This is a genomic window from Acinetobacter calcoaceticus, from assembly GCF_016508255.1.
Classification (GTDB): domain Bacteria; phylum Pseudomonadota; class Gammaproteobacteria; order Pseudomonadales; family Moraxellaceae; genus Acinetobacter; species Acinetobacter calcoaceticus_E.
In genome coordinates this window covers 235,956-257,217 of record NZ_JADVKT010000002.1, presented here as the reverse complement: position 1 = coordinate 257,217, position 21,262 = coordinate 235,956, and the positions used below count along the sequence as shown (strand labels likewise).

Here is a 21,262-nt window from a genome sequence, read left to right as displayed (position 1 = left end):
AAATTATACAAACGTTTCAAATGGTGATTGGATTTTTGTTATTGCTGTTTTGTCAGAGCTTCCTTGAGTCAACATTCGGAGTGGATTACTCTGCTGACTTGAAGGCATAAAGCTATTTTGACTAACAAATGATTGACTTAACTTAGATCCATCACTCCCCCCTAAAACTTGTTCCATCGCCATTGGCAGTAATACTTTAGCACCTTGATCTTTAATTTTTTTAACCGATTCAATCTTTTGCTGCACAGATTTCACATTGTTTGAAAGTTGACTCAACTTTTTAAAGTCATTTTTCAATGTCTCAGTTAATCCTTTACTACCAGATGTAATACCAACGCCTCCTTCTGCATCATTTTGATTTGGCCACTCTACCTTGCGTTTAAAATCACTTGCTTCATCCCAAGGATTACGAGGATCTGGATCAAATAGTACCTTCACCGAACCTGTTGCCAAACCTGAAACACGAGCGAAACCTTTATCGTCTAACTTTCCATTAACGACTTTGCCCAAATTATCAGTTACGGTATAACTAGCCCCTTTAACAAATGCTCCATGTGAATAGTCATGCAGAAGCTCAAGTACACCCTGCCCACGTTTTGGCGGAGGCGGTAGTGAAGAACTGAAGTTTGCACTTCCGCCCCCCATAAACACATGCTGCCCCGCCTTCACCTCAAACTTACCGCCAGTGACAGGGAAAATTCCCGAACCATTAATTTTGATTTGAGAACCACCCGCCGTAATCACAATTTCTTTAGAAGCACTAATTTCAATTTTGTCTTCTGTAGAAATAATCTGAACAGCTTTACGGGCAATTAAGTCTGCTCCGTCACCTTGCGCCTGTATTTCGACTTTGCCCTTGCCTGCATAGAGTCTCGCTCCTTCTTGCGCCGCAAAAAGGCTGATTTTATTTTGGGCATGCGCAATCAGGTTCTTTTGAGTGGTCAGGTTGATACTGTCACCCGCAGTTTGGCTGATCTGGGCATCTGCGCTTATATGAATGTCTTCATTACTGGCTACAGCAATACTGTTAGGTGCAGTTAATATCATCAAGGCTTGCTTAAAAGCGGCAGCTTTGTCTTGATCTTTTTCTTCAATTTGCTCTATGAACGTTTTTAAGTTCTCAAGCACTTCCAATGGGTCAGTTTGCTGATTTTTAGCTACTTCACTGAGTGCCTTGGCATTGTTAAGACCACCTTCGATTTGTTGTTTGGCCTCAACTGCGTCTAGGTGTACACCTTGAGCTTGATCTTGTTTGTGGGTGCTAATGAGTAAACCACTGCCTGCACGTACCGCACCCCACTGGTCAGTTCTAAGTTCAAAGCCCTCACCTCGGCCCTCGCTCTCCGCCTTGTCTTTTGGATAGCTTAAGTTACCCAAGTTGAGTTGGCTAGCTGCATGACTACTTTGTAGCTGGGCACTGATTTGGCCTGTGGTGTCATCAAAACGGAGTTGGTTAAAACCTTTGCCGTCGACTTCTTCGGAACGAATGCCACTGAGCTTTTTAGTGTCAGGTAATTGGCCTTTTTGATCGAACTGGGTTGGGTGACGTTCGGCTTCGTGAATGCGCCCCACCACAAACGGACGGTCAATATTGCCGTCAAAGAAGTCGATCACCACAATCTCACCAACACGTGGCAAGAAGCGTGCTCCATAACCCGCACCTGCCCATGGGGTGAGTACATCGACCCAAGCCGAGTCGGTGTCATTGTTGTTACTGCCTGCTCCACCATCATGGCTATGGTCGTCGGTTCGGGTAAACAGGAAGCGGACTTTTATGCGTCCCCACTGGTCGACATGGATGCTTTCACCTTCTAACCCCACGACTTTAGCGCGCTGCGGGTGAGCTGCTGGTCGGTGTTCTAGCGGGTGATACTCAGGCACAGCTTTAATGTTACGTCGAACGACATTGAGTTCAGCAAAGTGGCGCTGCTCAGAGTTTTGGCTATCGAGCTGGGCTGCCTTGAGCTTGTCTTTTGGTAATAGACGTTCGAGTTGCTGCTGTAATTCTTTCGGTAAATTATTCTGGTTGTAGTAGTGCTTGCTTAAGATTAAAAATTCTTTGTCGGCACTGTCATGCTGGTCGAGTTCTGGGTGGTCATTGAGCTCAAACCAGTAACCCACCTGTGAATCGCGGACGTTACCTGAAACGGTAAACTGCTTAGAAGTCAGATGATGGTAAGCATTAATGTTCTGATTGAACTGTTCAATCTGACTATTGCCTGAAGCGGTGGCTTGGTCTTCACCTTTTAAGTCCTGCATCCATGCAGGGCTAACATGCCATGCATCTTCAAGATTCAGACTGGCATTGTCATAGTGTTCGCTGTGCTTTTGTGTGCCCTGTACGCTGCCACTGCCTTCTTCTTGTTGCAGGGCATCGGCTTGCCAACGTTGGATATGAACCGACGTCGGCTGCAAGCTTCGCTCTGCCTTGACTTGAGTAATGGTATCGAACTGTTCCGTCGCACTACTGCGTTGGTAGCGTAGGCTACGGCGTTCAAGGGCTTGATAATTCTGATTCTCATCAATCAAACGTAGCACTTGTGGCTGGATAGACGTATTTGGGTCAGCGACTAAAAGTTGTGATTCATCGATTAACCAATTAATGCCTTCGCTACGCCACAAACGGGTTAAAAAGTCATAATCGCTTTCATTAGACTGCATCACAAATGGACGCACATCGTAGTCTTTGGTTAAGCCAGATGTATCGAGCGTTAAGCTTGAAGCAAATAACGGGCTTTTGCCTTGCCATTCTTTAAACAAAATTTCGCTAATATCGCGCACGCTTTTATTCATAAACACGCGGCTATTGCGGCGTTTATGCCAAAGTGCGGTTGGGTCTTTTAAAGTGAGATTATAAATAGTGAGTGAGCCGTCACTTTGACCTTGGCTCGCTTCGGTAATAATGCCCGTAGTTCTAAAAAACTGGCCCATGTCAGTGACCTGATCAATGGCAACCTGACAGCCAATAAATTGTTTTAATGCAATATGTGCGTTGGTCGACAGGCACAGTAACTCAGCAACGCTGCCCTGATTAAGCGTATGTTCGCCTTCAACACGTTGTAAGAAGACTTGACTGTTTAATGACGGGTTGGAAAATTGCACATGAAGTACTCGATTCTGTGCAACCAAACCTAAACTATCTAAAATTTGAAATATTTTATGGGACATCATTATTATAAAACTGAGTCGTGATCATCGGTATTTTATAAAAAATAGACAGAATTGTCTATCCGTATAAAATAGTTTAGCTTCCACAACTTACATATTTTTATTTTATCTAAAAGAAAGATGGGTTACTAAATAGTCTATAAAGGCACGAGTTTTAGCCGATAAATTAGAAGTATTCGGGTACAGCAACTGAATATTTTGTAAGGGTAAAGAAAAATCCGGTAATAATCGAACAAGGCGGTTTTGTTGAATATCTTCATCAACCAACCATGCAGGGCAAATTGCAATACCTAAAGATGAAAGAGCCATTTGATGAATTGCAGTGACCGAGTTTGATTCATACTGACTTCGAATAAAAGGTAAGGGATATTTTTCGCCTAAACTATTTTGCAAAATATATTGTGAATCTTGCCAATTTAATAAGGTGTGGCCTATCCACGGTACATGCGCTAAATCGGATATATTATTTACGGGATATTTTGCTATAAATTGTGGAGTAGCGACCAGATAAATTGGATATTCTCCAATTTTTCGAGTTTTTAGAGATGAGTTTTTTAAATTCCCTAACCGAATAACCAGATCTAATTTTTCAGTGACTAAATCATCGAGTGATGAATTAAATGAATACTGTAAGCGTAAATGAGGATAAAGCTCACAAAACTTAGGAAGCAACGGCAAAATGAAACGTTGACCAAATTCATTGGTTGATGAAAACCGTAAAGTGCCTGTAATGCTTGTGCCTAAATGTTGGCTTCTTTCAAAAGCCTCATCAATCTGAAGCTGAATTTGCTTAAAATCTTCATAAAAATGCTGGCCTATTTCGGTCAATGCAATATTACGGGTGTTACGAATTAATAAGCTCATATTTAACTGCTTTTCTAATTGTTTTATATCAATACTCACCATTGATCGGCTTAGGCCTAAAATTTCAGCAGCCTTGGTAAAAGATCCAGAATCAACGACTTGTAAAAAACTGGTAATTTGCTTGAGATTTTTTTGCACAATTCAGCCGATTGTTTGAAATTATTAAACAATGATTTTACTTCGCCTGCATCGACAATAAAAGTGCTGGATCTTACCCTGCCTGCTCGGAGGTAGGTATGTCATATCGATATAAAATAGCAACGGTGTTTTTACTTGGGTTCTTTATTGACTGCATTAATATTTTTATGTCAGCAATCGCACTACCTAATATTGCAGCATCATTTTCAGTCAGCCCATCCATGGTTGCTTGGGTCACAAATGCTTATATTCTGGGTCTGATTTTAATTATGCCCATGAGTTTATGGTTAGCCAGCAAATTAGGGAACCAAAAGTTATTGTGTTATTCGATGCTGTTATTTTCTATAAGTATCTGTTTTATTGGTTCGAGTGAATCGATTTATAGCTTAATTTTTTGGCGCTTTATTCAAGGAATAGCGGGTGGTTTATTAATACCCGTTGGCCAAGCACTGGTATATGCACTATTTCCCAATCAGGAACGTCAGCGTATTTCTACCATGATTATGGCAATTGCACTCATTGCACCTGCATTTTCGCCAGCCATTGGTGGCGTGATTATTGATTCACTGAATTGGCGATGGGTGTTTTTTTCGAACCTTCCCTTTTCTTTACTTGCTTCAGCTTTAGCATGGCTATGGATTAAAGAAACGGAGAATGTACCTAGCGTAAAACCCGACATTTGGGGCTTACTTATTTTTAATATAAGCCTTCTTTGTTTATTACTCTCGTTCTCATTTTATGGGGATTATCATAATGTCACGTTAGCAATCAGTAGTTTTATAATTTCGGTGGGTCTGCTTACTTTTTATATTTACCATACAAAGAAAACTACCCATCCGATTCTCAACCTACAGTTATTAAAAAATAAAAACTTACGTAATGCATTTATTGTTTATTACGCTGTTCCGGGCATTTTTACAGGCGTTAATTTACTTAATATTTTTAATTTACAGATCAACTTTGGCTTTAATGCCAAACAAACTGGCTTATTTATGTTGCTCTATGCAACGGGTGCCTTAGTTGCAATGGTCAATGGTGGCCTGCTCTATCAAAGACTGGGTAAAAAATATTTACTTGTGATTGGCATTACATTGCATAGTCTTGGCATCTTTCTTTTATTTTGTATTTTGAGCAGTACTCAATTAGGTCTTTTAATTCTTGCTTATTTATTGATGGGGATGGGAGGCGGACTAAGTGCAAATATTGCCCAAATTAGTTCATTAATTGATTTCACTGGTAAAGACTTATTACAAGGTAGCGTTCTCTGGAACATCAATCGTCAGGTTTCATTTAGCGTAGGCACAGTTGTTCTCATTTCAATCTATAACCTGATGTCTTCCTCAAACGATATAAGCCGTTATCAACATACTTTTCTTATTGCAGCAATACTCTGCTTGCTTTCACTCATTCCCATTTTAAAGGAGAGAACTCATGTCTAATCAAATGGATCAGGCGGTTCAAAGTGTCATAGACCTACATGTTTTAATAGAAAATGTATTTACTGGTCAGAACGAAAAACAAAGCCTTAGTGAACTTTTAATTAGTTTTGATAACGATTTTAAGATGGTCACAGTTCAGGGCAAATGCATTGGGTTGCCTGAAGTTATTTCGCTATTTAGCCAAAATATAGGTAAAAAGCCTTCTTTAAAAATCACCATTCTTAAAAGCACAGCTTTATTTAAATCTGAGAATTACTGTTGGGTGCAATACCAAGAGCGTCAACAAACTGAAGAAGGTCAAACATTACGTACCTCTACAGCATGCATTAAAGTTGAATCTGAAAAGTGCTCTTGGGTTTATTTACATGAAACCTTAGTTCCATTCACGCAATAAAGAACGCTATTAAACCTCTAAAAAAATCCCCTGAATGTAATGGGGATTTTTTCTATTTAGATATAGGCATAATCCTAAACATGGCACTCATCTTGCTTAAAAAATATTACGTTTTATGAAAATCGTAATACTGATCAAAAATGGGGAGCTTTCAATATGGGTTATGTTGCAAAGGAATTTACGAGCAAGAACAGGCTCATACTGAGTATTTGTTCTTTCGTTATTCCAATATGTCTTTGGTGCGCAATTAGTTATTTACCTTTTATCTGGCATCCTCAAGTACAAATCACAAGCTCTGGAAGTGTTTCTTACTTACAAGTAGGCAGTCGTATTGATAAAAATGTGTTCTATCTCGAAGCACAAAATGCAGTCAATCGAGATTCTGCACCACCACAAGGTATTTTGGTCAATCCGATTTATTTACCTGCTCCCCATGAAGTAGCTAAAGCTTTGGTCACCGCCTTTACCACACCACCAGAACAACCTGATTCACCGTGGTTTCATCAAAGTTTATGGCACAGTATTAAACTGGTTTTTTCAGCCTTTTTTATCTCTTCGCTGGTTGGGATTCCACTGGGTATTTTATGTGGTTTTTCTAAGCGTATTTCACTACTAACCGAACCGTTTGTGGAGTTTTTCCGTTACTTGCCTGCACCCGCCTTTGGCGCACTTGCAGTAGCAATTTTAGGGATTAATGACGCACCTAAAATTGCCATTATTGTCATCGGCACCCTCTTTCAACAAATTCTGATTATTGCTAATACCACCCGAATGGTAGATCGAGGCTTAATCGAAGCCGGCTATACCTTAGGAACCAATAAGCTAAAGAGTTTACTTCATGTTGTGATACCTGCGGCATGGCCTGATATTTACCGTGACTTACGTGTGCTATTGGGCTGGGCTTGGACCTATTTAATTGTTTCAGAGTTAATTGGCACCACTTCAGGCATTACGTGGTTTATTACCCAGCAGGCACGCTATCAAAACTTTGACAATGTATATGCAGCTATTTTGATTATTGGAGTGATTGGTCTGGTTTGTGATTGGGTATTAATGAAGTTAGGTGAGCGAATGTTTGCTTGGAAAGTAGGAGTAAAATAATGAACGATTCAATATTTAACGCACATGAATACTTTCAAAAAATTTATGAACGTCCTGTTATTTTGGAAGCCAAACAACTGAGCCAAGTATTTAAACACGGTCAAACTGAACGTACCGTTTTAAATAAACTCGATTTAAAAATTCACAAAAGAGAATTTATTTGTGTGATTGGCCCTTCTGGCTGCGGAAAATCGACGCTTAGCCGTGTCATTGCAGGTTTAGACCCATATCACAGCGGAGAAATTTTAGTAGACGGCGAATGCATTACTGGCCCATGCCCCGAGCGCGGCATGGTGTTTCAGGGTTATACCCTGTTCCCATGGAAAACTGTAAAAGAAAACGTGATGTTTGGTCCGCAAATGCGCGGCGCTAGTCAAATGACAGCCGAGGCTCAAGCCCGTGAATGGATCAATATTATTGGTTTAGAAAAATATGAAAATCAGTATCCACATCAACTTTCTGGTGGCATGAAACAGCGGGTTGCAATTGCGAGAGCCTTGGTTAATCAACCTAAAATTTTACTGATGGATGAACCTTTTGGTGCGCTCGACCCCCACACTCGCCAAAAAATGCAAAAGCATTTAATGGATTTATGGCAAAACATTGATATCACCATTATTTTTGTGACCCATGACATGGATGAAGCTATTTTACTGGCAGACCGAATTGTGGCACTCAAAGCCAATCCGGGTGAAATTAAGGAAATTATTGAGGTTAATTTACCGCGCCCACGCTCACTCGCTTTAATGAGTACACCTGAGTTTAAACAGCTCCGCTCACGGGTAGATTATTTGGTACATGCTGAAGAAGATGAACTTGACCCAGCTTTGCAAGATTTACCAAAAATTCCGCGTATGACTCAGGTCAGTACAGAGAAATAAGTAAGACATTAAAAAGCCCAAGCTGAACTTGGGCTTTTTTATTGATTAGGCTTATTTAAGTTGTTCTACGAGCGTTGGGTAAATCAGCCCATCTACATTTTGTTCGGTTTTATAAATACCGTTTTCAACGTTAAATTTATTGACGTGATAGGTAGAACCATAAATCGAGTCAAAACCTTGAGATTTAGTAAATACTTTTTTATTGGCATTGATATCTAATAAATGCGTTCCGCTGACCATCGACTCATATTGCTTTGGATCAACCCCTGAACGGTTTGCCATAATTTTAACCGCATCGGCATGGGTTGCAGGGTCATTAATATATTTAACTGTTTTGTCCCACACCTGAATGATTTTTTTCCATTCTTCTTGATGGGCAGTTAAATGGCTCATGTTAACGGTCAAGGTGTCATAAATTAATCCCGGCTTGTCCTTAGAGGTATAGATAATTTTGGAACCCGCTACGGCTTTTAATGCCTGTCCCGCAACGGGTTGCCAAACAGCAATCGCGGAAATATCTGGGCTATTAAACACTTGAGGTAATTGGTTAGTTGCTGAATTTACTAGCTTCACCTCACTCGCTTTAATGTTATGGTCGGTCAAAGCTGTTGCCAGTAGAAGATGGTCAACCAACCCTTTTTCAACACCGATCGATTTTCCTTTTAGGTCTTGAATGGTATTAATGCCCTCTTTGGCAATAATGACATCATTACCCGCAGAATAATCTGTTGCCATGATCATCATGCCTTGAGTGCCACCCGAAGCTGTTACCAAGTTATCGCCATTGGTGACCAAAACGGCATCGAGCTGATTTGCCGAAAAGGCCGAAAGAGAAGCCGAATAATCAAACCATTTAAATTCTACATTTAAGCCTGCTTCTTTTAACCAGCCTTTTTCAATAGCCACTTGCCAAGCCACCCAGCCCGGCCAATCACTATAGCCAATGGTAATTGGTTTTGTATTTGTAGATGCCTGAGCGTCTTGTTTAGCCTCAGGCACTTTAGCGGTATTGTCACAACCACCCAATACAACTGCCGATAAAATAGATACGGATAACAACGCTTTTTTAATCATATAGAAACTTCCCCAACATTTTTACTAACAACACTTTGAGCGGTTTGATTGAGTGACTGTATGTAAGCTCGCCAGCCTCCAAAATGGCTAATATCGGTTGCATCTTGAATGGCATAAGCTTCGCAGATAAAGCCTTTGACCCATGTTCCATCTTTTAATTTAAGGTTCCCAATACCAAGCGGTGCAGGCACTTCAGCCACAATGGCCCCAAAATTTGCTAATGGAACATCCCAAACTTCAACTTCAATAGAAGTACCTGCTGCATCGCATTGCAGGCCGGGTTTTGGTGGTGTGGTATTTTTTAAAGCAAAGAGTTTATAAGTGTCTGCTGTCTGGGTTTTCTTAAGCAAAGTGGCATTACGGCTAGTGAGCTGAAAATTAAGTGGCATGTCTGTTAAGTGCGCTCCGACGACAGCAAGCTGCACTGAATGACTCGACTGGATGTCTATACTTTTTTGATAATGTTGAGTTGATTTACCCAAGCTCAGCGGTGTTTCGGTTTGCCAAAACTGGGCAAAATTTGCCAATGCCTGATCGTGCCAAGCTGGTGCAATAAAGGTTACTCCACTTGGTAAACCATCCTCACGCAGTACATTTGGTAAGGCCAGTGCAGAAAGATCGGCAAAATTTACAAAGTTGGTATAAGCCCCCATGTGCGCATTTTTAGACAACTGGTCGGCTTCAACTTCCGCAATGGTATAAATGGTTGGTGCTGTCGGAACCATCAATGCATCAAAAGGTTGTAAAGCCAAATTAATTTTTCGAGCCAGAACGGCGCGGTTATATTCAGCTTGAAGTGCATCTGTTGCCTTGAATTTATCCGCCTGCGCAATAATCTGGGCAATAACCGGATGGGCTTTGTCACGTGTTGTCATGCGTTCAACGGCGACTGTTCTTTCCGCTACCCATGCATCATTATAAAGTGCAGCAGCAAGTTCATTAAATGCGCTGAAATCGATGCTCTCAACTTCATAGCCCAGTTTTTTTACACGTTCAATTGCAACTAAAAAGGCTTTTTCAGATTCAAGATCACCATAAAATTCAAGCTGAGCAGGAATGGCAATTTTTCGTTTAGAAAACTGAGTTGGTACATTGGCTGGATGCGCTCGTGAATATTCATCTGTTTCATCATAGCCCTGCATTAAATTGGCAACGGTCCAAGCATCATCAATATGCAGTGCAAAAATGGAAATAACATCAATGGTCCGACATGCAGGAATTAAACCTGTGGTAGAAAACCAACCTTTTGTGGGCTTAAGACCCACAATATTGTTATGACTAGCAGGAACACGACCTGACCCTGCCGTGTCTGTCCCCAAGCTAAAAGGTACAATACCGTTGGCAACCACTACTGAAGAACCAGAGCTTGACCCACCGCTGATATATTCGGGATTAAAACTATTTTTTACTGCACCATACGGAGAACGAACGCCTACCAATCCAGTTGCAAACTGATCGAGGTTAGTTTTACCGACCACAATTGCCCCTGCTTTTTTAAGCTTGGCAACAACGACCGCATCTTGGTTCGCTAAATATTGAACTTCTTTACAGCCAGCAGTGGTGTGAAAGCCCGCAACATCAATATTATCTTTGACTGCAAATGGCACACCGTATAGGGGTAAGTCAGCAATATTCTGATCTTTTAGTGCATCAATCTGTGCTTGAATCTGCTCGTTCGATGCAATTTCAATCCATGCATGATCATCATTTGTGATTTCTGCAACATAGCCAACCAAATCTCTAAGATGGATTTGCCCGTTTTGATATGCTGTTTTCCAGTCTTGGATAGTCCATAATTTTTTCAACACGCTACTCCTCATTTAGTCATTTTGCTGTATAGGGGGCATGACGGCATCCATCAGTTCTAAATGCCCTTTAATCACCCCTTTCAGCACAATAAATTGCTGGCTAATCTGCCTGAGTTCAGAACTCGCGCCTTGCATTAACATGACTTGCAATATTTTTTGTTGGTCGAGCTGGATATGAAGCGAACTAATCACTTGAGCTAAAAACTGTTGTTGTAAATCAACCAACTGATTACGCAAGGTCATTTGATTCGCGTCATAAAGCAGAGTCAAAGTACCCACCATGACCTCATTGGCCTGCGCCTGCTCTGCAATCAAGTGTTTATTAATCATGTCGACAATGGCTTGCGAGCGACTTTCATAGTTCTGCTCGACAATTTTTTGATCGAGTGCGTTGAGGGTCGTTTCAGGTACGGTAATACTGATTCGAGCCAACTTTTGTTTCGGCACAGTCTTATCCTTTTGTTTTAGGTGGCTGATTGTTTTGCTTGATATATACGCCTGCACGTACGCTGAGCAATTCGACTAAAAAGGCTTTTAAAGTTTGCTTTGGTTGAACCACGGGTTTTACATCGTTCATATCGCACCTCTAGCTTGGTATTACCAAATTCTGTTTTTGTATTACTGATAAGAGATGCAGAAAATGTGCCAGTTTTTAAGCATGGTTTGATAGATTGGGTGGGTATTTATGAGTGATTTTTGGGCAAAAAAAAGCCCCATGCACAGTGATGGGGCTAATATTTATATTTTTAAAAACTAATTTTTTAATATTATTTCGAACCAATCATCGTATGTGCCCATACCGATAAAGACTCTAAAACAGGCTTAAAAGATTGGCCCAATTCTGTCATTTCATAAACCACTTTAATCGGAGCTTTTTCACCATAAACGGTTCTAGAGATTAAGCCACTTTGCTCTAGCTGTTTAAGTTGAAGACTTAAGGTCATTTCTGTGATAGTTGGCATTAATTGATTGATTTCATTAAAACGTTTTGGTCCATCTTTTAAGTAATACAAAATAACGCCTTTCCATTTTCCACCGACTAAATCCATAGCCATACTGATATGACATGGATAAGTTTTTCCATTCATGCTGATTTCACATTTATTTTCAGTATTTGCCATTTTTAACGCCACCTATCAACTTTGATAGTTATTGTACACCCATACTATAAAAATTATAGTGACTATGATTTTTATAGCTACAAGGCATTATTATGGCTTTACTTATTTTGGCCCATCCCTACTACGCTCAATCAATTGCAAATAAAACGATTGTGAATGAACTTATAAAAACCTATCCGGACCTTGAAGTGCGAGATATTTTCCAGCTTTATCCGGACTATAAAATTAACGTGAGTGCTGAACAAGAAGCACTATTACGCCACGACACGATCATTCTGCAATATCCAATGTTCTGGTTTAATATGCCGGCAATTTTAAAATTATGGTTTGATGATGTTTTTACGTATCAGTTTGCTTATGGCTCTCAGGGCGACAAATTAAAAGATAAAAAAGTCATTATTAGTATGACGGTCGGCCAAACAGAAGCCAACATGGTGAACGACCAAGAAAACTTAATTGATAGCTTTTTAAAAGCTGTTCAATATTCAATTCAATATACGCAAATGCAGTTAAGCAGCACATTCTTGCTTTACGATGTATCGCCTTTATCGGGTAATTCAGAGTCTAAAATTGAGTTAAAAGCGGTTGAACATACTCATAAAGTATTAAAACATTTGACCGAAGCATAATATAAAAAGAGAGCATCACTATCGATGCTCTCTTTTGGTTTAAGCGACAGGTGCCAAGGTAAATAGCACTTGCCCCGTTTTTACGGTTTGCCCTTTTTCAATGGTAATGGTTTCGACCTTCATACGTTCGGGCGCAATAATTGGAATTTCAATTTTCATTGCCTCAATGACTGCGAGTGTTGCACCTTCTTCAACAATATCTCCCGATGCACATTCGATTTTCCAGATTGAACCCGGCATGTGCGATTCGACTGCGCAACCTCCTTCGGGAATAGCAACGGTTTCGCCTTCATCAACCGCATCAAGACTTTCAGAGATATATTCTTGCAAGCCTGCTTCGTGCCAACGGCGGCGCTCAGCTTCAAAATTGGCTTGTTGCGTGTCTTTAAAAGCTTGAATACTGTCTTGATGTGTTTTTAAAAACTCGTTGTACTCTTTTAAATTGAGCACGCCATCTTCAATGCGAAGTTGTAGACGGCCTGCCTTAAAGTCTTCACGCATTTGCAGAAGTTCAGTCTCAGAAACTTCATAAAACTTAACTTGGTCAAAAAAGCGTAATAACCACGGTTTGCCTTCTTCGAAGTCGGCATTTTTACGGTAGCGGCTCCACATTTGAGTAGTACGGCCAACAAACTGGTAGCCACCCGGGCCTTCCATGCCGTACACACACATATAAGCACCGCCAATGCCGACAGCATTTTCAGGTGTCCAAGTTCGCGCAGGGTTATATTTTGTGGTGACTAAACGCTGACGTGGGTCGAGTGGTGTCGCAACGGGTGCACCTAAATACACATCGCCTAAACCCATCACCAAATAGTTCGCACTGTAAACCAAATCTTTAACCGCTTGCTTTGAAGCTAAACCATTAATACGGCGAATAAACTCGACGTTATCTGGGCACCATGGTGCATCTGGACGAACAATTTGTGTGTAGCGCTCAGTTGCAAGTTGAGTCTGCGAGTCTTCCCAAGCTAAAGGCAAATAGACAGTCCGTGAAGGCACCTGCATATTTTGAATGTCGGGTAATTCGGCTTCTGCTTGTTGAAGTTTATGTAAAAGCTCAAGTTGATCGAGCTGGATTGAATCAAAATGAATTTGTAGTGAACGAATGCCTGGTGTTAAGTCGATAATGCCCTGAATGTTTTGATCTTTGACCCATTGCATGAGTGCATGAATACGGAAGCGTAAATTCAGATCGAGTACCAACTCACCGTATTCCACCAACAAATAGCTATTTCCTGCTGGACGATAAGTCACACTTGGTAAATCAGCTTCACCTTCTAAGATTGCCAAAACTGCATCTTTTAAAGTGTCAGGTTCTGCTTGAATGGTTGGATTAAAATCGATCAGCGTTGTATCAGTCACGCTCAAACTTTGATGATATTGTTGATCGAGTGCTTTTGCTTGCACATAACTTACTGGCACAAATTTGACTTTATCGCCTGCTTTAAGTTGCCCAATTTTCCAAAGCTCGGAATGAATGACTACCGCAGGACATACAAAACCACCTAAGCTCGGACCATCGGGACCCAAAATAATTGGCATATCTCCAGTGAAATCAATTGCCCCAATGGCATAAGCATTGTCATGAATATTGGATGGATGTAAGCCTGCCTCGCCGCCATCTTCACGCGCCCATTCAGGTTTTGGGCCAATTAAACGAATGCCTGTACGGCTTGAGTTATAGTGAATTTCAAACTCATTGGCAAAGAACGTATCGATATCTTGTTTAGTGAAAAAGTCTGGCGCACCATGTGGCCCATACATGACTGCAATTTCCCAGTTTTGGGTAAAGCTAGGAATTTGCGCTTGATCTAAAGCTGTGGTTGATTGAGCTGAATATTCAGTAATCGGTAACATATCGCCAATTAACAAATTACGGCCTGCATGCCCACCAAACTGCCCCAAAGTAAAAGTCGCCTGCGACCCTAAATAGTCAGGAACATCAAAACCACCTTTAATGCCAATATAGCTGCGGCAACCTGAACGGATAATGCCACATTTTAAAATCTGGCCTTTTTTCACATTGATGGTTTGCCACATCGGCACAAGTTCACCGTCAAGTGTCGATGGCATATCACCGCCCGTAATCACGATTTGACTGTCACAGTGAAATTTTAGAGTTGGGCCTTGTAAGGTACATTCAAGCCCTGCGGTATTTAGTTCATTGGCTAAAAGTTGGTTTGCTACAGTTAAACTAAGTGGATCGATGGCCCCAGATGGTGGCACACCAACATCCCAATAACCTAGTCGGCCTGTTACGTCTTGAATGGCAGTTTGAATACCAGCCTGTAAGACCTCAATTTTTTGAGTTTTCCATTCAAATGTATTTAAAAATCGGGTGGTTTGAGTACCTAAAGCAAATACATCGCAAGCAATAATGTTTTGCAAATATTCCAGATTGGTTTCAATGCCTGCCACTTGCGTGTTTGCAAGACTAGTACTCATTGCCTGTATGGCTTGCTCTCGGGTTGCAGCGGTCACAATGATTTTGGCAATCATCGGGTCATAAAAAGACGATACCGTTGAACCAGTTTCGACCCATGTTTCGACCCGTGCGTGTGGGTCAAATTTAACATGAGTGAGTAAGCCCGCACTTGGTTGGAACTGTTTAATCGGGTCTTCGGCATAAAGACGAACTTGAATTGAATGTCCTGTTGGCTCCAACTGTTCAGTCGGTGCTAACCAATCGCCACTTGCCAAAGTGACCATCCACTCGACCAAGTCGACCCCAAACACTTGTTCGGTCACGCCGTGTTCAACCTGCAAACGGGTGTTAACTTCTAAGAAATAAAATTCTTGGTTTTCGGTGTCCATGACAAACTCAACTGTACCAGCCGAGCGGTAGTTCACCGACTGCATCAGTTGAACAGCAACTTTTTGAAGGTAGTCACGTTGCTGTTCATTTAGGTGTGGCGCAGGTGTTTCTTCAATTACTTTCTGATTACGGCGTTGCACTGAGCAATCGCGCTCACCCAACGCTAAGACTTGCCCTTGCCCATCACCAAAAATTTGAACTTCGATATGGCGTGCATGTTGTACAAATTTCTCTAAGTACAAACCTGCATCTTTAAAATTGACCTGAGCCAAATAAGACACGGTTTGATAGGCATCTTTTAATTCAGTTTCGTTCCAGACCAGACGCATGCCAATACCACCGCCACCCGCGGTACTTTTCAACATGACTGGATAACCAATACGGGCTGCCTCAAACAAAGCCTCGGCTTCATCGGCAAGTAGTGAACTGCCCGGAAGTAAAGGTACATTGCTTTTAATTGCGAGTTCACGTGCAGTATGTTTTAAACCAAAATCGAGCATTTGGCTTGAGGTTGGCCCAATAAAAGCAATGCCTTGGTTTTCGCACAAATCACAAAACTCGGCATTTTCAGACAAAAAACCATAACCGGGGTGAATGGCTTCTGCTCCTGACTGTTTTGCAACCTCAAGGATTTTTTCAATATTTAAATAACTTTGATGGGCTGGTGCAGCGCCAATTAAGAAGGCTTCATCAGCCAACGTCACGTGTAAAGAATCACGGTCGGCTTCTGAGTAAACTGCAACCGAAGCAATACCGAGTTTTTTAAGGGTGCGAATTACACGACAGGCAATTGCACCGCGGTTGGCAATCAGAACTTTTTTAAACATGCTTACACCCCTTCCGCTTCGCGGACAACCAATTGAATTTTGGTTGGGTTGTAGGCATTACATGGGTTATTGAGCTGCGGACAATTGGAAATTAAAACAATTAAATCCATTTCTGCACGAACTTCGACATATTTCCCCGGCGCTGAAATTCCATCATCAAATTTAAGCTGACCGTCTGGCGTTACAGGCACATTCATAAAGAAGTTAATATTTGGACCGATGTGACGGACATTTAAGTCATGCTTTTTTGCAATCGGGTGTTTTGCCAAGGCATACATAAAGTTGTTACGGCAACTATGCATAGGATACGTTTCATGTGCATAGCGAACCGTATTACTTTCACATGAACAGGCACCGCCAATGGTGTCATGGCGACCACAGTTATCATCATGAATAACCGCAATTGGACGACCAAAGTTACTATAGAGCTTGGTGCCCTTTTCTAAATAAATCTGTTGGTTAATAGCCAAAGTATCCATTGCGCTATAACGTTCAGTTGGGTTTTCGGCGCTCATAAACAAAGTATCGACCGCTTGGTTTCCCTCCAGATCAATAATTCGAAAATATTGGCCCTTTTTAACCTCACACATCCACGCTTCACCCGCAGGACAAACTTCATTTAAAACTGCTTTTTCAAATGATTGTAAAACTGTCATGATGCTTCTCCTGATTTAAATATTGCTAAGTGCGTAGTAGCGCGCAGTGTTTTGAAAGGCACGCTGATTTTGCGGGCAGGCGTCACGACAAATATCGCTGTCTGTTAAGAGGTCGGCTTTAAACAAACTCAATTGAATATCGGCAGGTTGATAAATTTGAGTGGTATCTAAACCATGCGGCGTGGCAGATAAAAATAGTAGGCAATCCATTTCAAAACGTAGTTCAATGGTTTGATCGGTGTTGTCAGAACTTAGGTAAGACAAAGCGCCGTTTTCATCTGGCACAACTTTAGAAAATAGGTTAACGGCGGCACTCAGGTCTTGGCTGGCAAGCCCGTATTTACACATTTCAATGAGCAAACTATCTAGCCCGTTTTGGTACATATCATTGCGGGCATCCTGAAAGGTGCGAGTACCAAATTGCTTTTCAATCTGTTCAGGTCGGCTTGGGCCACAAAGCGCATCGTTCCAGCCATGATCATCATGAACAATTGAAGCCATGACACGACCAAGGTCTGAGTACAGTACATTGGAAGCTTTTAAATAGGCTGTATGTTGCCCTTTCAAACTGTCAGGCATGTTAAATCGTTCAAGCACATCGGCAGCATTTACACAAAACAAAGAAACGTTTGCCTGCGCGCCAAGTGATGTAAATCTAAGAACAGTTCCTTTTTGAATACGACCCGACCAGTGATGACCTCCGGGTAAAAGTTCGGTCCAAATCGGTTGATTGTTATGATAACTTGCAGTGTTCATAGCTACTCCTGTCGGATAGTTTTAGACTTCCTCCCGGGCTTTTATCCCTCCGTGTAGTTCGCTAGGAACCGTGAACTCTCGGTCCAGTCATACGTACAGTATCGGAACCCTAGATCACTTTTGATTGTTTAAGACTATGCAAAGGACATGCCAGCTTAGTATTACGTTTTTGGTTAAAAGTAATACTAAACTTGAGCTGTTTAGGTGCGATTTAAGTTCAAATATAAAAAGCTGCACTAAAAACTGTGCATTTCAAAACAACAAAAAGCCCCTTTCATAAAGAGGCTTTCAGATAAATCAGAATGAAATTAGAAAATTGATAAGACTATAAAAGGCTAAATTAATCTAACTGTAACTTCTGTCTAAGCTTTAAAATATCAACCAAGCCTTTATCTCGGGTTTGATATAAATCTATATCTTTATATTGTGTTAAAAGTTTTTCGGTTTCTGTCTCTAATAAATCGGTGGTTTCATCCGAATGTTGAAATGCTTGCATGTCATTCCACCATTCTGTCATTGGTGGGCCTAAATGATGAATAGCCTCTTTAAAACCCTTTTGGTTTGCAAGCTCCATATTAATATATGGCCCAAATAGCGCCCATCTTAAACCCGGCCCACTGGTAATCGCGACATCAACATCTTCTGCTGAACACACGCCTTGTTCGACCAGTGAAAAGGCTTCTCGCCATAGTGCAGCCTGTAACCGGTTTGCCACATGCCCTTTGACTTCTTTATTTAAAATGATTGGGTGCTTACCGAGTTGTTTATAGAACTCAGAAGCCTGTTTTAAAATTTGAGGATCTGTCAAAGTACCGCCGACAATTTCAACTAAAGGTAAAAGATGAGGCGGATTAAAAGGATGACCTAATAAAATACGTTCAGGATGTTGCGCCTCTTTTTGAAAATCAGTCACTTTTAAGCCCGATGAACTTGAAGCAATGAGGGTGTGCTCAGGGCAATATGCTGTGATTTCTTGATATAGCTTTTGTTTTACATCCAGACGTTCTGGGGCATTTTCTTGAATAAAATCTACATCTGAAACTGCTGCTTTCAAATCGGTAAAAACTTCTAGATTAAGTAATGCATCTGGTAAATGATCTTTGCGCTGTGGCTGCTGCTCTAACGCCATTAAATCATTTAGATTTTCAGATATTCTCTTTTTAAAAATCGCTTCATCTATAGGATACGGGTCGTAAACCTTAACTTTAAATCCTTTATATAAAAATAAGGCGGTCCAACTTGCTCCAATTACACCTGCACCTACCACACCAACCGTTTTAATAACTTCCATATTTTCCTCTTAACAATGTTATTTTATTCGAAATTTCTTTACCCAATTGAATGCTTAAACAAACATAGCAGATTCAACCAATCAATAAATTTAATTGTTTATATTTTATATAATTTGTCCTATATTCCCTATCTTGAAAATTTATTCCTTTCATTAGTACAACTCAATCTTTTACCATTTTTTAACCGTTATTTACTGAATTTTATGTCAAAAAATCTAGCAACATTGATTGGTCTAAGCGCCATTCTCATGTGGGCATCTCTGGTCGGTCTGATGAAGCAAGTCAGTGCCGCCATTGGACCTGAGCTAGGTGTTACGCTTATTTATTCTTTAAGTGCCTTACTATTACTTGCCATTTTCAGAATTCCAAACTTTAAGCAGATTCCTAAAAAATATTTAATATTGGGTACAGTCCTTTTCGTGGCTTATGAGCTGTGTTTTTCATTTGCGATTGCTTACTCAAAGACAGCTCAACAAGCAATTGAAGTGAGCATTGTTAACTACCTTTGGCCAAGCTTAACGGTTTTAGCCTTTGTCATTTTTAAAGAATTAAAATTTAATTTTATTATTATTTTAGGATTACTCATCTCAATTTCAGGCATTATTTTTATTCAGACTGGAAATGGCGATTTTAGTCTAAAAAGTATTGTCGATAATTTTCATAACAACCCTCTAAGCTATCTCTTAGCTTTTGTAGGTGCCATCATTTGGGCTTTTTACTGTGTTCTCACAAAAAAAATAAGTAATGGGCAAAACCCAATCTCTATTTTCTTTGTATGTGTTGCCCTAACGCTATGGCTCAAGCTGCTTCTTTCGGGGCAATTTGCCATTCCCTCTATAGATTTATCGACGCTGATAACACTTGTCGTCGCATCTGCTGCAATTGGCTTTGGCTATGCAGCGTGGAATATTGGCATTATTCATGGAAACATTACCATGCTTGTGGTGGCCTCTTATTTCACCCCGATTATTTCTTCTATTTTGGCGATGTTTGTTTTACAAACTCAATTATCATTAAGCTTTTGGCAAGGAACAGCAATGGTTACGGCTGGTTCATTTATTTGCTGGGTTTCAACCAACTGGTCTGTTATTCAACTTTTCCTCAAAAAAATTACGAAATAAAAGAACCGTAACCAGAAGAATTAAAACGGGGCACAATACCCGCTATTTCACTGTAGTACTGTAAAAGCTATCAATGGCGTCAACCATTTGCGATAAACCCGGTTGCTCTAATGGATAATGTCCCGCATTTTCCAATATTACGGTTTTTACAGATACCTTCTGAATACGGCTAAGAAATGGTGTACTTAAATCGAGGGGGGTCCAACGGTCTTTTTCGGGTTGAGTTAACAAGACTGGGCACACATCAAACTCTTCAGGTGTAAGCTCTGGTTTGTAGTTTATATATGAGTCTAAAAATGTGAGTGAAACCGAGTTGCCAGCCGAGGTTTTATCTTTCATAAAGGCCTTTAAAGCCTCTTTATTATTGACCAAAGTACTCATTTTACTTGCCCAACTCATTGGAATTCGCATTGAGGCCAAAGGTGTTTTTGCAGTTAAATGTGCAACAGGCGTCCCTACTCGACTCATAAACAAATTACTTGCCACAGTGTCTTTAACCTTCTGGTTACTTGTGTCAAGGAAAGTCATGCCAACAATTGCTTTCACTTTTTTACTCTTTGCCGCAACGTGATAGGTCAGCATTCCACCTGCGCTTAAACCATAAAGCACAACTGGACGACTATCTTTTGCTAATTCAATATCAATTAAATCGCTACCAGCCTGCACCCAATCGTTGTAGCTAATGATCTTGCCTTTGCCAACTTGCGTTACACCATAGCCGGGCATATCGACTGCAATTGTTTCATATCCCCGATTAGCCAATGGTTTACCTAAAATCATCGACATTTGTCGGCCATTGGTCCCTACACCATGAAATAAAATCACTTTAATTTTTGCATTCGGATTTCGATAAGTGTCTAAATGGATGTTATTACCATTCCAAGCCCACCATTCTTCTTTGGGTAATTGGTCTTTAGGAATATGAAATTCTTGAGGAAGAAATTGTTCAATTTGCTGCCAAGCAGCTTGATTTTGATAACCCATTACCGAATCTCCTAATTTTATTTCTTTAGCGGCGAATACACTTGTGGCACAGACCACGAGGCCCATTACGCTCAATTTACTTATTAAATACCGCATAGCACCTGCGGGTTTTGTTGGTTGAACAGTATTCATTTTTGTTGTACTCGTTCTTATTCCCACAATAGATATTAGGTGCTTAGATTTAAATTAAC

The 21,262-nt window shown here is 40.7% G+C and carries 18 protein-coding genes and 1 riboswitch; of the genes, 6 read left to right on the top strand and 12 right to left on the bottom strand.

Features of this window, described 5'->3' with window-relative positions:
* Positions 1-3: 3 nt before the first annotated feature.
* Both I5515_RS05205 and I5515_RS05200 read right to left on the bottom strand, forming a co-directional pair.
* Positions 4-3,171 carry a type VI secretion system Vgr family protein gene (locus tag I5515_RS05205; protein ID WP_199965085.1) on the bottom strand — a complete coding sequence of 1,056 codons (3,168 nt, stop codon included), beginning with the start codon at positions 3,169-3,171 and terminating at the stop codon, positions 4-6.
* A 102-nt stretch (positions 3,172-3,273) separates the two neighbouring features.
* On the bottom strand, positions 3,274-4,170 hold the full coding sequence (locus I5515_RS05200) for a LysR family transcriptional regulator (protein WP_199965084.1): 897 nt from the start codon (positions 4,168-4,170) through the stop codon (positions 3,274-3,276).
* A 98-nt stretch (positions 4,171-4,268) separates the two neighbouring features.
* Between I5515_RS05200 and I5515_RS05195 the strand changes: the two genes are divergently transcribed.
* The 4 genes from I5515_RS05195 to I5515_RS05180 all read left to right on the top strand — a co-directional run bounded on the left by I5515_RS05195 (position 4,269) and on the right by I5515_RS05180 (position 7,985).
* Entirely contained in the window at positions 4,269-5,609 is a 1,341-nt protein-coding gene (locus I5515_RS05195) for an MFS transporter (RefSeq protein ID WP_199965083.1), read from the top strand.
* Positions 5,602-6,003, top strand: a complete 402-nt coding sequence (locus tag I5515_RS05190) for a hypothetical protein (RefSeq protein WP_199965082.1) — start codon at positions 5,602-5,604, stop codon at positions 6,001-6,003. Before I5515_RS05195 ends, I5515_RS05190 begins: the two co-directional genes overlap by 8 nt.
* Before the next feature lie 156 nt (positions 6,004-6,159).
* Positions 6,160-7,104 carry an ABC transporter permease gene (locus I5515_RS05185; protein WP_199965081.1) on the top strand — a complete coding sequence of 315 codons (945 nt, stop codon included), beginning with the start codon at positions 6,160-6,162 and terminating at the stop codon, positions 7,102-7,104.
* Positions 7,104-7,985, top strand: coding sequence for an ABC transporter ATP-binding protein (locus tag I5515_RS05180; protein WP_199965080.1), 882 nt, complete (start codon positions 7,104-7,106; stop codon positions 7,983-7,985). Before I5515_RS05185 ends, I5515_RS05180 begins: the two co-directional genes overlap by 1 nt.
* A gap of 51 nt (positions 7,986-8,036) precedes the next feature.
* On the opposite strand, the gene I5515_RS05175 is transcribed toward I5515_RS05180, so the two are convergent.
* The 5 genes from I5515_RS05175 to I5515_RS05155 form a co-directional block, all read right to left on the bottom strand.
* Positions 8,037-9,059, bottom strand: coding sequence for an ABC transporter substrate-binding protein (locus I5515_RS05175; protein ID WP_199965079.1), 1,023 nt, complete (start codon positions 9,057-9,059; stop codon positions 8,037-8,039).
* A complete protein-coding gene (gene atzF, locus I5515_RS05170) occupies positions 9,056-10,867 on the bottom strand; it encodes an allophanate hydrolase (RefSeq protein ID WP_199965078.1) in 1,812 nt (603 codons plus the stop codon). The genes I5515_RS05175 and atzF overlap by 4 nt, the downstream gene beginning before the upstream one ends.
* Before the next feature lie 12 nt (positions 10,868-10,879).
* Positions 10,880-11,314 carry a CopG family ribbon-helix-helix protein gene (locus I5515_RS05165; RefSeq protein ID WP_199965077.1) on the bottom strand — a complete coding sequence of 145 codons (435 nt, stop codon included), beginning with the start codon at positions 11,312-11,314 and terminating at the stop codon, positions 10,880-10,882.
* A 4-nt stretch (positions 11,315-11,318) separates the two neighbouring features.
* Positions 11,319-11,444, bottom strand: a complete 126-nt coding sequence (locus I5515_RS05160; protein WP_001000630.1) for a hypothetical protein — start codon at positions 11,442-11,444, stop codon at positions 11,319-11,321.
* A 190-nt stretch (positions 11,445-11,634) separates the two neighbouring features.
* Positions 11,635-11,988 (bottom strand): winged helix-turn-helix transcriptional regulator, encoded by a 354-nt coding sequence (locus I5515_RS05155; RefSeq protein ID WP_151962481.1) that lies wholly within the window; start codon positions 11,986-11,988, stop codon positions 11,635-11,637.
* Positions 11,989-12,080: 92 nt separating this feature from the next.
* Here I5515_RS05155 and I5515_RS05150 point away from each other — a divergent pair, with 92 nt between their 5' ends.
* Positions 12,081-12,617, top strand: coding sequence for an NAD(P)H-dependent oxidoreductase (locus I5515_RS05150; protein WP_199965076.1), 537 nt, complete (start codon positions 12,081-12,083; stop codon positions 12,615-12,617).
* A 39-nt stretch (positions 12,618-12,656) separates the two neighbouring features.
* Here the strand turns inward: I5515_RS05150 and uca are convergent, their stop codons facing one another.
* The 4 genes from uca to I5515_RS05130 form a co-directional block, all read right to left on the bottom strand.
* Positions 12,657-16,262, bottom strand: coding sequence for an urea carboxylase (uca, locus tag I5515_RS05145; RefSeq protein ID WP_199965075.1), 3,606 nt, complete (start codon positions 16,260-16,262; stop codon positions 12,657-12,659).
* A gap of 2 nt (positions 16,263-16,264) precedes the next feature.
* Positions 16,265-16,918, bottom strand: a complete 654-nt coding sequence (locus I5515_RS05140; protein ID WP_199965074.1) for an urea amidolyase associated protein UAAP2 — start codon at positions 16,916-16,918, stop codon at positions 16,265-16,267.
* 15 nt (positions 16,919-16,933) lie between these two features.
* A complete protein-coding gene (locus I5515_RS05135) occupies positions 16,934-17,674 on the bottom strand; it encodes an urea amidolyase associated protein UAAP1 (RefSeq protein ID WP_199965073.1) in 741 nt (246 codons plus the stop codon).
* A 28-nt stretch (positions 17,675-17,702) separates the two neighbouring features.
* Positions 17,703-17,798, bottom strand: a riboswitch (guanidine-I (ykkC/yxkD leader).
* Between the two features lie 216 nt (positions 17,799-18,014).
* The gene (locus I5515_RS05130) at positions 18,015-18,965 is read right to left on the bottom strand and encodes a 3-hydroxyacyl-CoA dehydrogenase NAD-binding domain-containing protein (RefSeq protein ID WP_199965072.1); all 951 of its coding nucleotides are present in this window, start codon (positions 18,963-18,965) and stop codon (positions 18,015-18,017) included.
* 204 nt (positions 18,966-19,169) lie between these two features.
* On the opposite strand from I5515_RS05130, the gene yddG reads away from it, so the two are divergent.
* Positions 19,170-20,087, top strand: a complete 918-nt coding sequence (gene yddG / locus I5515_RS05125) for an aromatic amino acid DMT transporter YddG (RefSeq protein ID WP_199965071.1) — start codon at positions 19,170-19,172, stop codon at positions 20,085-20,087.
* Between the two features lie 42 nt (positions 20,088-20,129).
* Here the strand turns inward: yddG and I5515_RS05120 are convergent, their stop codons facing one another.
* The gene (locus I5515_RS05120) at positions 20,130-21,203 is read right to left on the bottom strand and encodes an alpha/beta hydrolase (protein WP_199965070.1); all 1,074 of its coding nucleotides are present in this window, start codon (positions 21,201-21,203) and stop codon (positions 20,130-20,132) included.
* Positions 21,204-21,262: the final 59 nt, after the last annotated feature.